This window comes from Streptomyces sp. NPDC015032 (genome assembly GCF_043080425.1).
Taxonomy (GTDB): Bacteria; Actinomycetota; Actinomycetes; order Streptomycetales; family Streptomycetaceae; genus Streptomyces.
This window is the reverse complement of record NZ_JBIBVN010000006.1, coordinates 238,019-252,706: the sequence shown is the minus strand read 5'-3', so window position 1 is coordinate 252,706 and position 14,688 is coordinate 238,019. Positions and strand designations below refer to the sequence as shown.

Genomic DNA, 14,688 nt, shown 5'->3' with positions numbered 1-14,688 from the left:
CTACTTGAGCATCCATAGACTACATCGCTTATCGACAGGCCGGTGATAAGTCATTCGGAAAGGCGAGTGCCGGGGCAGTCCACCTCATTCGAGAGACGGCCCCGACACTGGTCGCGGTCCTTCGCCGGCCCCGAGTGGCCGCCGGCTACTTCGAGTTCATCTCGATGGCCATGGCCCGGTCGAACGCGCCGTCGGCCAGCACCTCCCAGCTCGGCAGGGAGGCCAGGTACTGGTAGAACGCGGCGTGGACCCTCACCGTCGCCAGCGACTTCAGGTCCTCCTCGGTGATGTCCTCCTCCGCGAACACCCGCGAGTTCTCGTCGTTCACGTGGCCGTTGATCCGGCGGGCCGCAGTGGCGTACGCGTCCGAGCGGATCTGGCTGATGTACGTCTGGGACCCGTCGGCGCTGCGCAGCTCGCCGTCGCCGCCGACCGAGAAGTTCTCGCGGTCCTGCTCCAGCTCGGTCTGCGCCGACTTGTAGGCCTCGCCGATCTCGAAGTCCAGGCTCTTGACCTTCGCCGAGCCGTCGGGGTTGACCAGCATCGCCTTGTTGATCGTGCCCTCGGCGTACACCATGCGCTCCCGCGCCGCGTTGACCGCCTGGCTCTCGGCGACCGCAACCCCGACCTCGACGTTCTCGATGAACTGGTCGTCGTCGAACATCATCGACCCCTCGTACTCGTCGGGGTCGACGACCACCGGCGCGTTGGGGTCGTGGCCCTCGTCGACCGCGGTCATCGTCGTGATGACCTCCATGACCTCGTCGGCGTAGACGTCAGGGTCCAGGCGCGCGATGTCGACCTCCTTGTACCCGTAGATCTCCTCGTACTGGGCCTTGGCCCGCGACGCCTGGACCGCCTGGGCCATGCGCTTCTCCAGCATCTTCACGAAGTCGGGCTGGTTCATCCGCACGTCGAAGTCCATGGCGCTGGAGAGGGTCGGGATCGTCTGCAGCGAGTACGTGTGCCCCGGGTGCTTGATCGTGTCCCCCAGCAGCCGGAACGACATCGGCAGGATGGTCTGGTTCCGGTTCCAGATCGGCGCGTCGCCGGCCCGGAAGACGATCGAGTTGCGCGGCGAGAGGAAGGCCATGTCGTTGTAGCTGATCAGCGGCTCCTCCTTGGTGCTCATCGTGTAGGAGACCCGGCCCTCGGTCTTGCCGCCGATGACCTTGTCGAGGTCCTGGCTGATCTGCTTGCTGTCCCGGTACGAGCGGTGCGTCTTGCCGCTCATCTTCTCCAGCGTCTCGATCATGCTGTCGTCCGTGGACTTCAGGAAGACGATGTTCGAGGTGTTGTGCGTCGGCATGAAGTCGTCCGTAATGTACAGGTGGCGCTCGTCCGAGACGCTGATGCACTGCACGGGCTCATCGCGCACGTACTCGACGGAGACCACCCGGTTGCCCGAATTGTCGGTGCGGTCCCTCCACCGCTCCGCCTTGCGCGGCAGGGCGAACGGGTTGATCTTCGGCAGCCGGATGTTCTGTACACGGTGCGCCGCGCGTCCCGCCTTCGGCTCGGCCTGGGTCGGCGACGTATAGAGGACCTCGGCCTTCACGTTGATCCCGACCCGGCCGCCGAGCGAGCGGATCACGTGCTGCACGCCCTCAGCCAGCTCGCGGCTCGACGAAGTGAACTCCATCTCGCCCGTCCCGCCGATCGTGCCGTCGGTGTCCATCAGGCCCCGCAGCAGGTCGATCCGCTGCGCCACCGAGCCGTAGAGGTACGCCTCCGGGATCGACTTCTCCCACGAGCGCTTCCCCGCGAGGCCCAGCTCACGCATGGCGGAGTTCACACCGTTGATCCGGTAGCCGATGCCATCTTTGCGCTGGCCGCGCACGGTGTCGTCCACCACGGTGTACCCGCGACGCCGGATCTCGGCGACGGTCTCGGGGGCAGCGCAGGTGAACTTCACGACCCCGTTGCCCTGCACATGCCCGTCGCCGAGGATCGCGCCCAGCACGTACGGGTCGACCGGGAGGGCTGAACCGGCATACGCCACCGGATCGATCCGGGACAGGTCGATCTGCTTGCCAGCGTCGACGAGACGCTTCAGCTCGTCGGTATCGATGACTTCCGAGACGCGCGCGGCCGTCTTGCCCGTGGGCGAGGTGCCCACGCGCACGCCGTCGACCGTGCGGAAGCTCGACTTCCAGCGTTCGATCTGCCACAGGTGCTGATTACACACCTCGGAGCTGGATCCGTCGCGCAGCGTCACCCGGTACACCGGACGAGTGCCCTTCGGGAACACGCCGGTCACCTCGCTCACGATGCCGAACGGCGTGAGCACCGCGTCGCCGACCTTCGTGTCGCCCATGCGCTGCCAGCCGAAGGGCGTCCCGATCAGGGAATGGAGCGGCTGCGCGTTGCCCTGCACGATCTTGTCGACCGACTCGCCGTAGACGTCGCGCAGCTGCTGGAGGGTCTGCAGGATGAGCGTGAACTGCTGCTCCTGCCCCAGGCCGATGGAGAGCATAGTCTCGAAGCCGTCGATGCCCTTGCCCTCCGACTGCAGGTTGCCCAGCTCGTCGAGCATGTACCGCGTCCGGTACAGCGGCTTCTGGTTCGACTTGGTCATGTACGCCTGGTCGGCGCTCACGTCGAACAGCTGCTTGACCAGGATCAGGATCAGCTTGGCGTACTTCATCAAGTGCGGGGGCGTGACCAGGTACAGCGCCTTCGGGGACTCCGAGTAGCGCGCCAAGGTCTGCGTGATCGCCCGCGCCTCGTACGAGACCTTCTCCGGGTTGCCGCCGCCGGAGAAGTCCAGCTTCGTGTCCGGGTAGAGCGTGTCCGCGGGCTGGAAGGACAGAATCTTCCCGTCCCGAGTGCCGCCCTCGCGCACCGGCTTGAGCTCGCGCATCACGCCGTTCTTCACGATCTTCTTGCCCGTCACCGGCTCGACCACGTAGTGCCGGCCGTTGAGCGAGACCTGGTAGTTCTTCGTGAAGCGGAAGTGGAAGGTGCGCACCAGCATCTTCGTCTGCGGGTTGACCAGTTCCAGCTTGAGCCAGGCCTCGTCGGTCGGGAACTTGCCCTTGAAGTTGTACCGGGCCCAGCCTTCGCGGCCGACGATCTCCTCGTGCTCGAAGTCCTTGCCCAGGCTCTCGGCGAACATCGGGTCCGCGTAGGCCGACCACACGGCCTGCTGGCCGACGAGGTGGTCGCGCTTGAGGTAGTTCGGCGCGAAGCGCACGCCGAGCCGGCGCGGGAACGACAGGCCCGCGAGGTCCGTGTTCTGCGAGGGCTTGCCCGAGGTCAGCGTCGAGATCGTGGGGTCGGTGAAGAACGACATGGCCGTGATCGCGATGCCGTACACCGAGGCCAGCATCTTCTCCGCTCCGGCCATCGAGCGCAGCGCGTTGTGGGCATTGCCCACCAGCGTGCGCATGTTGTTGCGGGGCAGCTCCTCGCTCGCATTGAAGTACAGGCTGAGCATGTCCTGATCGGCCTTGCCCTCCCACATGAAGGCCTGGGCCGCCGCCTTCTCCTGTTCCTCGGTCAGGCCGTCCTCGTTGTTCTCGAACTCGCCGGCCTTGACCCGCTTCTCCAGCTCGGCCTCGGGGTTCTTGATCTTCTTCGAGCTCATCTGCACGAAGAGCTGGTAGCAGTTGTAGAGTGTGACCTTGCCCCAGAGGTCGTCGAGCTTCTGCTCCAGGATCGCCGGGTCCATCTTCAGCACCGCGGCGGCGCTGCGCAGCTCCCGCTCCTCCTCCAGGTAGAAGTCGATCAGGCCGTAGGCCGCTCGCTTGAAGGCGTTGTTGGCCGCGTTGGGCCAGACCGGGTCCTCCCCGCCGTCCAGCGGGAAGAAGATCCCGGCGATGTTCTCCACGTACAGCGCGCACTTGGTGAAGTTGCCCTCGCGCGCCGCGTCGGCCGCCAGGCCCAGGGGGTTGTAGATGTCGGTCTTCATGGAGTTGATCAGGTTGAACTGCACCGGCTCGAAGCCGCGCGTGACCAGGGGCACGTAGTTCTTCACCAGCAGTTCGCCCTTGGGGTCGTTGACGACCATGTTCGAGGGCTCCTTCTCGCGCGACCACATGTCGATGGTCGGCTCGATGACCGTCTGGCCCTTGCCGGCTCGGGTGATGGCCAGCACCATGGTGTTCACCGGCGCGGTGTCGACCACGTACGCCCCGGCCGGGCGCTGGACCTCGTACGCCGGGAACTCCCAGTCCTCCTTGATCAGGTCGGCGACGGTCTTGTACTTCTCCGACTTGAAGCCGAGCTTGTCCCGGTCCGTGCCGCCGGGGTTGTACGGGATCAGCGTGGTGTCGTACTTCTGCCGCAGGGCCTTGTCCTCGGGGAGCCCCGAGGCCTCGAACAGCGCGTCGCCGAAGGCCTCGTCGATGATCGGCAGGGTCTGCATCAGCGGATCGCCCTCGTCGTCGACCATGACCTCGCCGGCGTAGTAGACGACGTTCCCCTCCTCGTCGATGACGTCCGTCTCGGCTCGCTGGGCGACCTCGACGGTGCCCAGGCCCTTCTTCTTGAGCATCATGTGGCTGAGCATCGAGCTGACCTGCACGCTGGAGTGAGCGCCGGCGTCGGGGAACCAGTCGTAGTTCTGCTGGATCTCCTCCGGCAGGGCGATGTGCTGGTCGTTCTGGTACTGGTTGATGTCGGCCGTGGTGTTCATCAGGTTCGCCGCGGCGACCTTCCGCGAGAACCACGTGCCGATGATCAGGGCGACCATCAGGCCCGAGCCGAGCGCGATGAAGACCTTGAACCCCGAGACGTCGGCGAGCTGCGCGCCGACCGTCGTCGCGCTGTTCTTGGCCTCGGCCGGCTTCTCGGCGCTGGGCTTGCCGTCCTTCGCCGCGGCGTACCACTCGGGGACCGGGACGGCCTCGGCGCTGGGGTAGCACTTCGCCTTCACGTCCGGGTTGCCGTCCTTGGTCATGGGGCGGTAGCACTTCACGACCGCGCCGCCCGCGCCCGTGGTGGTGTCCTGGACGTAGTACGCGCTCGGCTTGCCGGTGCCGCCGCCGAGCGCGCCCGGGCCCACGGACGCGCCCACGGAGAGCGCCGCGGTGGCGATGAGCGAGTAGAGGACCCAGGCGACGATCGCCACCAGCGCGCCGGTGATCGCCGCGACGACGATGCCCGGCCTCGCCGACCTCAGGGTCAGGAACTTGCTGCGGTCCAGCTGCTGGTTGTCGTGGACGTCTCGGTTCGTCAGCGTCTCGCCGGGCGTCCGCGCCGAGATCTTGTCCCAGCTGCTCGCCTTCGGCCGTGCTGCCTTTCGCCTGTTCGTGGCCATCGTGATTCCTTACTCTCGAGCCCTGCTCGGGCTGCTGTCCTGCTGTCCAGTGCGCCTGCCTGCGCAGACGGCGACGGCGCATGGGGAACGCGCCCCATGCGCCGTCAGATCGCCTCATCGGTCATGACCGGACCGCTCAACGGGTCATGACCACCCCGACGATGAAGCCGGCCACGCCCATCAGCAGCGAGAGCGTGACAATCATGACGACGAGGATCTTGTTCGAGCGGCTCTGGACCTCCGAGGCCCGCGCCATCTCCGTCGCGTAGGAGTCGCGGGCCTGCTTCAGCTCGTCGATCTGGCCCTCGTAGCGGCGCTTGACCGAGCCCTCGATCGTCTCCAGCTGCTGGAGCAGGTCGGTGACCCGCGCCGTCTGGGAGTTGGTCTTCTCCTTCTCCAGGTCGAGGTTGTGCTGCCACTCGGCGTCGCGGGCCTGCATCTGCGTGACGGCGTCCCTGCGGTTGCGCTCCAGCTCGTCCTCCATCCGGCAGATCCGGTCGGAGTGCTCGCTGCGCGTCGACTCCAGGAGGTCCTGCTGCTCACGGCGCAGCACGCCGATCTCGTCCGTGGTCCGCAGCTGCTCGGCCAGCGCCTCGGACTGAGCGATGTCGGCCTTGCGATTGTCGTCGACGATCCGCTGGATCTCGGCCTTCCACCCGGTCAGGCGCTCCTCCTCGGCAGCCAGGTACTCCGTCTGCCGCTCGGCCAGCACCTCGAAGATCCGCGTCTGGCCGGTCTGCATCTTCAGCGTGGCGTCCGAGCGCCGGACCCTCAGGATCTCCTGCTGGTTGTGCGCGTGGGTGTCCTCGATGCCCCGCTCGATCTCGGCGACGGAGTCGATCTGCTCGCGCTCCATCTTCGTGCGATTGCGCTCCTTGTACTGCAGCTCCGCCGAGAGCGCCGCCTGCTGGGCCACCTTGGAGGCCTGCGCCTCGTAGTCCTTGGCGATCTCTGCCCGGCGGGCCCTGATCTTCTCGTCCTTCTCCGCCTGCCGCTGCTGGTGCTCGGCCTCGGCGGCGTCCTTGAGCCGCTTGTACCGGGAGCCGTCGCGGTCGGTGGCCACGTCGCGGATGACCTGCTCGGCGTGCGCCGACATGAGGTTGACGTAGAGGGCTCGCAGCTCGTCCTCGTGCGCGGAGCGGAGCTGCGTCAGGTCCGCGTTGGCCTGGCGGTTGAGCTGGGCGACCTGGTCCCCGAGCCACTCGGTCGCGCCCTCGGGCACGGCGATCTGCACGACCGGCGCGCCGATGGCGAAGGTTGCGTTGAACTCGTCGAGCCGGACGTCCAGGTCCAGCTCCTCGGAGAGGAACCGGCGGGCGATGACGTCACGCGCCTGGGTCTGATCGGCCAGCAGCACCGCGTCGCCGTCCTCCTGGTAGTCGTCCTCGACGCCGTAGCCGGCGTCGGTCTCGTCGAAGCCCTCGAAGCCGCCCGCCTCGTCGCCGTTGTGCGCCGGCTCGACCCCAGCGGTGCCCTCCTCGTCCTCGTCGAACACGGGGGCGTCCGCCCCTTCGTCGTCGACGACCACGTCGCTGAAGACCGGCTCGTCGTCCAGGCCGTCGTCAGCGCCCTCGCCTCCGGGGATCTCGTCGAAGATCACGTCGCCCTCGTCCTCTCCGAGGACCGCGGGGGCGGGGCCGGTTGCCCCGGCCTCGGCGACCAGTCCGCTGTGCTCCTCCCATGCCTTCTCGCCCATGGCCCCTTCGAGGCTCGTGGTGCCCGCGGCGACGGAGCGCGCCTGCGCGAAGGTCGCGTCGCTCACCAGGTCGACGAGCAGGTCGCCGCTGGGCTTCTGCCACACGACGGCCCAGGCGTACTTGGCACCGGTGAGCAGCGAGTACTCCTCCATGCGCGCGAGGGTCTCCTCGGTGGGGATGATGCCGAAGACCTCCTCTTCGAGCATCTCCGCCGTGGCCACCGTGCGGATCTGGTCGGAGCCGATGAGCTCGATGATCGAGCCCTTCGCCTCGTCCCGGCCGTGCCGCTTGCTCAGGCCGCCGATCGAGTCGGACGCGAGCACGAGCATCACCCAGGCCGTGCCGCTGGGGAAGACGAACCGCGTGTTCGCCCGCAGCAGCTCGACTGCCGCCGGGATCGCCGTCTCTCTCACCACGGAGGCCAGGACCTCGTCGGGCTTCTTCTTTCGTTCCTTTTTTTGGCTGACGGTCGCCGTTCCCAGAATGCCCATTGATGCCGATCCCTTCGCTAATGAAACGCAGTTCGCCTGGTTTATGAGTATCTTATCGTCGCCCTGTTGGAGTAGGTGACCATAGGGCATGAAAGGGCTATCGGCTCGTTGGTCGATTGGTCCCTGATGCCGTGCCCGGTTCATCGCGCCGCGCTGACCTCGACGCGGGCGTCGGAGCGCAGTCGCTTCTTGTCGTCGCTGGCCATCTCGCCGACGACGTCGATGCGGATCCGTCGCTCCGAGGGGTGCTCGTTGAGGAAGGTCGCCACCTCGGTGGTGACCTCGTCGGTCAGCTTCGCCACGGCGGCGCGCGCGCCGCCGGCGTCCGAGTCGTTGTCGCCCTTGTCCTCGATGAGGTACTGCATGACCCGTTCATCGACCGTGACCCGCACGTTGTGCTTGATGAACACTTCCTGCACCATCTGGAGCAGCTTCTTCTGGACGATCTTTTCCTGCGTGGCCGACGACAGCGGCTGGAACGGGACGATCGCGTCGATGCGGCCCAGCAGTTCGGGCGGGAACCGGTTGTCACCCGTCGTCGAGGAGATTGAGCGGCGGATGAGCTTCTCGTACTCCATCAGCTGCTTGCCCGAGCCGGTGTCGTCGGCGGCGTACTGCGCGATGGTCTTGTAGATCTCCGAGCCTGCGTTCGTCGTCAGCACGATGTACGTGTTGAGGAAGCTCACCTCGCGGTTGTTGTCGTCGTTGAGCCGGCCGTCGTCGAGCACCTGCAGCAGCACGCGCGTGACCATTGCTGAGGCCTTCTCGACCTCGTCGAACAGCAGCACCGCGTGGGAGAGGTCCCACACGCGCTTGGTGAGCTCGGAGCGGAAGGCCGCGAACGAGGAGTCCTCGGCGTACTCCGTCATGTCGAAGCGGATCAGGTGCCGCTGGTCGTCGCCGAACAGCAGCCGCGCCAGCTGCTTCGTGAGCTCCGTGTTGTGCGTGACCACGAACTGGCCAGCCTGGTATAGGTGTTCCTCGTCGTTGACGTAGATGCACGACGAGCTCTGCTGCTCCGGCAGCTTCTCGATTGACGCGATGCCGACCATGTCGAACCTCTTCACGCGCTTACGACCCGAGGTCTCGATGACCGCCCGCCGTGCGATTTCGTGCTTGCGGGGGAGGGAGAAGAACTGGGCCTTATGCTCGTTGCCGACCTTCACGTGCACGTCGTACTCGGTTAGTTCGCGCCCGCCCTCCCTCGTGCGTGTCCACGATTTGACCGTGTTCGAGACGCCGAGCGAGAACAACATCTCCCTGAGGTCCTCCGCGAGCCCCTCGGAGAACGTTGAGTACGAGACGTTGAAGCGGTCGTTCGAGCCGCCGATCGATCCGTCGGTGTCGAAAAGGCCCCGCACCAGTGCCCACCGCTGCTGTACCGATCCGTGTTTGTACCTCTCCGGGATGCGGCGCTCCGCCGAGCGCGCACCAATCAGATCGGGAACCGAGGCAAGCACGTACTTCGTCTGGTATAGCGAATCGCGGCGGTCCTCCACCGAGCCGACGCCGAGAGGGAAGACCCAGCTGTAGCTGTGCCCGTACGACTTCGGTGCCGATCCCAGCCATTCGCCCACCATCCACACGGTGTGGTCGGCGTCGTCCTCGTCAGACGAGAGCGTCAGCTGCGTCTCAGTGAGGCACCCGTTGCCGATGAGGACGCCCAAGACGTACGGGTCGACGTCGAAGTCCTGCTCCGGCCAGTGCACTGGTCCGTTCGCCGGGATGAAGAACTTCAGATGCTCCCGAGAGTCGCCGGGGTAGGTCCACACGACGCCACGCTCGACCATTTCCTGCGTGCTCAGCACCATCGGCGCGACGTCCTTGCCCGCATGCTTCTTCGACCGCTGCGTGGCCGTGTAGACCGTCCACAAGTGCGGTCCCCCAACGTCGAGAGTCCGGCCGTCCCAGAGCGTGACCCGGTAGACGTCCTGCATGCCCTGCGGGAAGTGTCCAAGCACCTCGACCGGGCGACCTTGGCGACCGAACACTCTGTCGCCCGGGATCAGGTCGCCGTGCAACTTCCACGTGGTCTCGCCGTCGCTCGAGTAGACAGGAACCTGCGTCGAGTCGATGCAGAACTTCCCCGTTCCTGTGGAGCCCGTGAACAGCAGGCTCGCCATCGGCTTTCCCTTGTCGTGGAGGTCCGCCACCGACAGCTGCAGGCGACGTGCCACCGCGCCGGTCGCCCAGCCCTGGCTGAACACCTCCTCGTCCAGCTGCTCCTTGATCTTCGCGCCGTCGACCTTGAAGGCCACGTTGACGTTCAGGGTCTCCATGAGCACGTCCGAGAGCAGGTCCCGGTCCATCGGACGGTGCGTCAGGCGGTGCCAGCCGACCATGGAGTCGAGCACGAGGATCGACTTGCGGGGCTGGGCGCTGGCGGGCATGTAGCGCTGGGTGTACTCGTAGATCTGCCGGAAGACGTGATCGTCGTAGAACTCGCCGGCGACGCCGTACCGTTCGGCCATGCCCTGCAGGATCTTGATGGTCGTCGCCTGGTCCGGCGGGTTGAGGTTGATGCGCTGCAGGCGCTCGACGAGCGGCTGGTTCGGCGAGATGTGCTTGTGGAACTCCTCGTAGGTCGTCGCCGCGATGATCCTGATGCCGCGGGTTCCCGAGTCGGCGAGGACCGGCTTGATCGCCTCGACGGCGGCGGCGGAGAGCTGAATGATCTGGTGGAACTCGTCGATGAAGAGGACCAGTTCGTGCTTCTCGTCCTTGACGAAGCCCTCGGCCTCGTCGAAGAAGGCCTTGAGCATCGCAGCCATGTTCTCAGCGGTGCCCGCCTCGGAGATCATGCGCGCCGGATCCACTCCGAGGTAAAGACGGTTCTTGTCCACCAGCATCGTGGCCTGGACCAGGGTCGTCTTACCCGTGCCAGCTTCGGCCAGCAGGAGCGCGTTGCACAGCTCGGGACGGCTCATCGAGGCCAGCAACTGTGTCGTCTCGTGCTCGCGGCCGACGATGTCGCGCTCGGCCTTCTTCAGTGGCTCCGAGAGCTTGGACAGGAGCCGATACCGCTCGTTGAGCTGCGCCTCTTGAAACATGCCGCGCAAGACCTCTCGACTTGACTGAAGATATGACTGGGAAATGTGAGAGGTCGCAGCATGGTCTCTGGCGCCTCTCGTGACGTGCTTTGGTTAGAAGTTGCTCACCCTCCGTACTCGGGCTCGCGGACCGGGGCCTTGTTGGGCCCCGCGCTGCGCGGTCTGCGGGTCACAAGATCCGGTTGTTTCGGTGAGGGACGGAGGGCGCCGTCGGGGGATTGACGGCGCCCTCTGAATCGGTGGCCCTCTGCGCAGCCGCACTATGCGGTGTGCACGGGCGGGCGGAACCAGCCTGAGGGCACGGCGGCCATTGAAGGGCTGGTCAGCTGGGCTCGCTAGACGACCGGTGAGGCCGTGAAGTTGTGGCTGTGGTACCCACCGCAGCACTTACGCCAGTCGAGCTGCAGAACACCGTCCGCGAGCCCCTTGGCGCTCCCGGCCTTCCACTTGATGGTGCCGGTGGTGTACGAACCGTTGTAGTTGCCCCAGCCGTTCGAGTTCTCCAGCTGTGCCTCGATGCCGTAGAAGTCCTTCGACGTCTTGACCGGATCCGTTCCGGACTGGGACTTCTTGATCTGGAGCCGGAAGCGTGCCGAGTCGAAGATGTGGCTGTCGTCGATCGTCCCGAAGGTGGGACCATCCCACGAGACCTTGGCGTAGGCGTGTACGTATGACCCCGAACGCTTGGCGCACAGAGTTGTCTTGACGTCCCACTGGTCGGCCCAGGGGCCGTTGTAGTTCGCCGTGTCGATCGACTTGGTGGAGGTCTTGCACTTGTAGGAGGCCGCGTTGGCCGGAGATGCCCAGAGCATCGTGCAGCCGGCCACCGCGACAGCGGTCAGCAGGCTGGCGCCCAGCCGGCGGGCCCTTCGACGGGGCAGAACTGTTTGGAACATAGGATTCATGGAGGGATCCCCTGGATGAAGTGGGGCCCCGGCGTTGTCGGACAGCCAGCCGAACCCTGGAGCTGGACTCCAGCTGATCCCGGACATGACTATTCTGAGCACGGCGCGGTAGCACGCGCCTGCAGGAGCACCCCAGTGATTGGTTTGGGTTCCAGTGCTGATGGTGTAGTGACTCGCGCGAGTCAGTGGTGGCCGTTCCTACGCGAATAGGTGCGGCCACCAGCATTTTCAGACGAGGCTTGACTCAGCCTCGGCCTCAGCCGACCGCCGGCTCGTCGACCTCGACTACCTGCTGCTGTTCGGCATCGAGGGCCGGGGCCTGAGCCTGCGACTCCTTGGCCGCGGCCTGCGCCTCGCGGGCGGCACGCATGGACGCGAACTGGTTGTCCAGGGTCTTGTCGTCGACCTTGAACTCGGAGGCCTCGACCGACTTGGTGTTGACCACCAGGCCGGTGCCCCGGGTCGCCGGCATCACGTTGCCCTTGAAGCCATAGACGGTGCCGACCGAGTTGCCGTCCTTGTCCAGGATCGGCTCCTTGTTCGGGCCCGCGGCCTTGACGATCTCCTCCATCTGGCCGACGGAGTACGGAGCGCCGTTGTTGTAGCGGGTCTTGCCGTCGTCGCTCTTCACGCGCTCGGACTTCAGGTGCAGGTTGGTCTGCTCCGGACCGCGCGGATCTCGTGCGTCGACCTGGACGTCGGCGTAGTGCGACTTGCCGTCCCTGGTCTTGCCGTTGTCGTAGACCCGAGCGATGAGGTTGACTCCGGTCATCGCGCCCTTGCCCTTGAGAAGTGCCATGATCTCTTCCTTCCGTTCATTCCGACTGCCTTCTGACAGGTCGGCCGCGATCAGTCACATCGTCCGGACAAGGCGTTGAGCGCCTGCCGAACACTCTTCACGCTAATACTGTTATAGAGCATTCGACAAGACCCACGACTGGTCTTTCTGCTCACGTTCCATGTCATTCGAGAAAGGGGATGACTGCGAGTCGAATGCGATCCCGGCGTCCGCCGTGGTCACGGCCCTATCGACCTGGGCCTGGACCCGCACGACGAGGCCGGCGTCCAGCGACGACGCCTTGGACCGCCGCATCCGCTCGGCGCGCAGCTCCGCGATCCTGGAGCGCAGCACGGGCGAGCCGGATCCCTCGTCCCGCTGATGAGCCGTCAGCTCCCGGGAGACGCGCGTCATCGCCGCGACGTCGTCCACAGGCAGATCGGGGATGGCCTCGGCCTGGCCCGACTGGTCGAGGTAGTCCATCGCCGCCAGCAGCAGCCGCCGGCGCTCCCGGCTCGTCTCGACGAAGGTCTGGCACGCGTGCGGCCCGATCTCGACGTCGGTGACGAAGTCGTAGCCGAGGTGGTGCAGGTCCAGGGCCTTGACCTCGGCGAAGTCGTGCGAGGGACCGGCGACGATCTCGAAGTCGGTGCCGACCGCGTCCGGCTCTGCGCTCGTCTGGTCCTCGGCGCTCGGTCCCGCGCGCAGCACCAGGCCGGAGGACGCGAGATCGGCCCGCAGGCCCTCCAGCTTCTGGCCGTAGGCCTGCTTCATCGTCCGGATGCGCGCGTCCAGCACCGCCCGGCCGCGCTTGCCGTCGGTCAGGAGCCGGCCGCCGGGCTGGTGGTAGATCGTCCGGCCCAGGTCCTCGGCCTCCTCGGGGTCCTTCATCCGCTGAAGGGAGGCGTCGGCGCGCAGGGCCATGAGGGAGAGCAGGCGCTGGCCGTAGGCCGCCACGTCCTGCTGCTGCTCGTACCACTGGCTGGCGTCCCCGAGGAAGGGGAGGAAGTGCCGGTACTTGCTCGTGAGCCGGCGGTGGTAGTCCCCCTCGAAGCGGTAGAAGTCGTAGAGCGGGCGCGAGTCCTCGGCGGCGACGCCGGCCTTCTCGGCCCGCTCCCACTGGTGCGCGAGGTCTCGGTAGGCCCCGGCCTTCTCCCGGTGGTGCTGCAGGCGCGAGACGTAGCTGCGCAGCCGGAAGCCGAAGGAGACCAGGTCGGCCTCGGCGCTCTCGTCCTCGCTCCGCCGGTCCGCGGCCAGCACCGCCATCTGCCGGTAGTCCATCCCCATGACCTCGAGCATCGGCGTGCGCACGCGCAGCTCCGACTCAGGCATCGCCCGCAGCATCTGGTAGACGCCGTTGACGGCGCGCTCCAGGATCTGCGCGCGTCCCTGCTCGACGAGCCTCTGCCATTCCTCCGTGGTCAAGGACTCCTTCGCACGGCGCTCGTTGGCGTAGTCCACGATGCGCTCCATGGCCTCCGGCATCGGTGAGCCGGCGCGTTCGAGCTGCTCCTTCACGAGCTCGGCCACCAGCTGGTTCGCCTTGCGCATGCGCGCGTCGTTCGAGCCGGCGCGCCACAGCGTCCGGTCCGCCGGCAGACAGGCGAGCAGGAACTGCGGCAGGGACTCGGCCCTGATCCGCTCGTGCGCCCACCTCTTGATGAACGTGGTGACATTGCGCCGCTCGTAGCCGACGGCGCTGGAGAGGTGGGCCACGGCCTGCTTCTCGTCGAGCCAGGCGTCGACGCCGCGGCGGAGCCTGGACTTGTGCCGGTCCAGGAGCTTGCCGCGCTGTGTGCCGCTCCTCGTCACCTGGCCCACCCCGCCGTCGACCATGGCCAGGTGGCAGTGCACGTGCTCGGTGTCGACCTGGATGACCCCGACGTAGCGGAGGTCGTCGAAGCCGCTGCTGCCCGAGCTCATCCGCTCCAGGCCGTGCATGACCGCCATGCGCAGCTTCATCTGGTCGATGTGGCCGCGGTAGTCCCCGCGCTTCTCGCACACGAAGTCCTCAGGGATGATCCCGTGCCCGCGCAGGTACTCCTGGTCGAACGACAGCACGGTCTTCAGCACCGTCTTGCCGTTCTCGAAGTGGCGCTGGATGTCCTTGGACGCCGCCTTGAGCTGCTCGTCCGAGAGCGAGACGGAGCCGTAGCCGAAGGCCACGCCGCCGTCGCCCTGGGCCTGGCGCATCTCGTGCTTCGCCGCGCCCCGCGTGATGCCCGCGCGCTCGACGGCGGACTCCCGCGCCATGTAGCGCATGATGAAGTCGTCGGTGCGCAGGCGCTGGATCGGGGCCAGAGACTCGGTTGCCTGCTCCCGGGCCATGTACCGGGTGACGTAGTCGCCCGGCGTCGCGCCGCGCGACCCCTTGCCGCCGGGCAGCGGCACGCTGAACTCGTTGACCACGATGATGTCCTGCTTGAGCCCCATCGTCGCTCTCCTTCCTGCCTAGGTGGCCGATGCGCTGCGGCCCCGGCTGCTGTTCGCCAGCAACCGGGGCC

Annotated in this window: 6 protein-coding genes; all 6 read right to left on the bottom strand. The window is 66.6% G+C overall.

The features are described 5' to 3' along the window. Positions 1–145: 145 nt before the first annotated feature. Positions 146–5,263, bottom strand: a complete 5,118-nt coding sequence (locus ACF08M_RS12895) for a type IV secretory system conjugative DNA transfer family protein (RefSeq protein ID WP_392185267.1) — start codon at positions 5,261–5,263, stop codon at positions 146–148. A gap of 136 nt (positions 5,264–5,399) precedes the next feature. Then, on the bottom strand, positions 5,400–7,451 hold the full coding sequence (locus ACF08M_RS12890) for a hypothetical protein (RefSeq protein ID WP_392185266.1): 2,052 nt from the start codon (positions 7,449–7,451) through the stop codon (positions 5,400–5,402). Between the two features lie 140 nt (positions 7,452–7,591). Beyond that, positions 7,592–10,501, bottom strand: coding sequence for an AAA family ATPase (locus ACF08M_RS12885; RefSeq protein ID WP_392185265.1), 2,910 nt, complete (start codon positions 10,499–10,501; stop codon positions 7,592–7,594). Between the two features lie 335 nt (positions 10,502–10,836). Continuing rightward, positions 10,837–11,397 carry a hypothetical protein gene (locus tag ACF08M_RS12880; RefSeq protein WP_392185264.1) on the bottom strand — a complete coding sequence of 187 codons (561 nt, stop codon included), beginning with the start codon at positions 11,395–11,397 and terminating at the stop codon, positions 10,837–10,839. Positions 11,398–11,662: 265 nt separating this feature from the next. Then, positions 11,663–12,205, bottom strand: coding sequence for a hypothetical protein (locus tag ACF08M_RS12875; RefSeq protein WP_392185263.1), 543 nt, complete (start codon positions 12,203–12,205; stop codon positions 11,663–11,665). 111 nt (positions 12,206–12,316) lie between these two features. Next, positions 12,317–14,617, bottom strand: coding sequence for a relaxase MobL (mobL, locus tag ACF08M_RS12870; RefSeq protein ID WP_392185262.1), 2,301 nt, complete (start codon positions 14,615–14,617; stop codon positions 12,317–12,319). Positions 14,618–14,688: the final 71 nt, after the last annotated feature.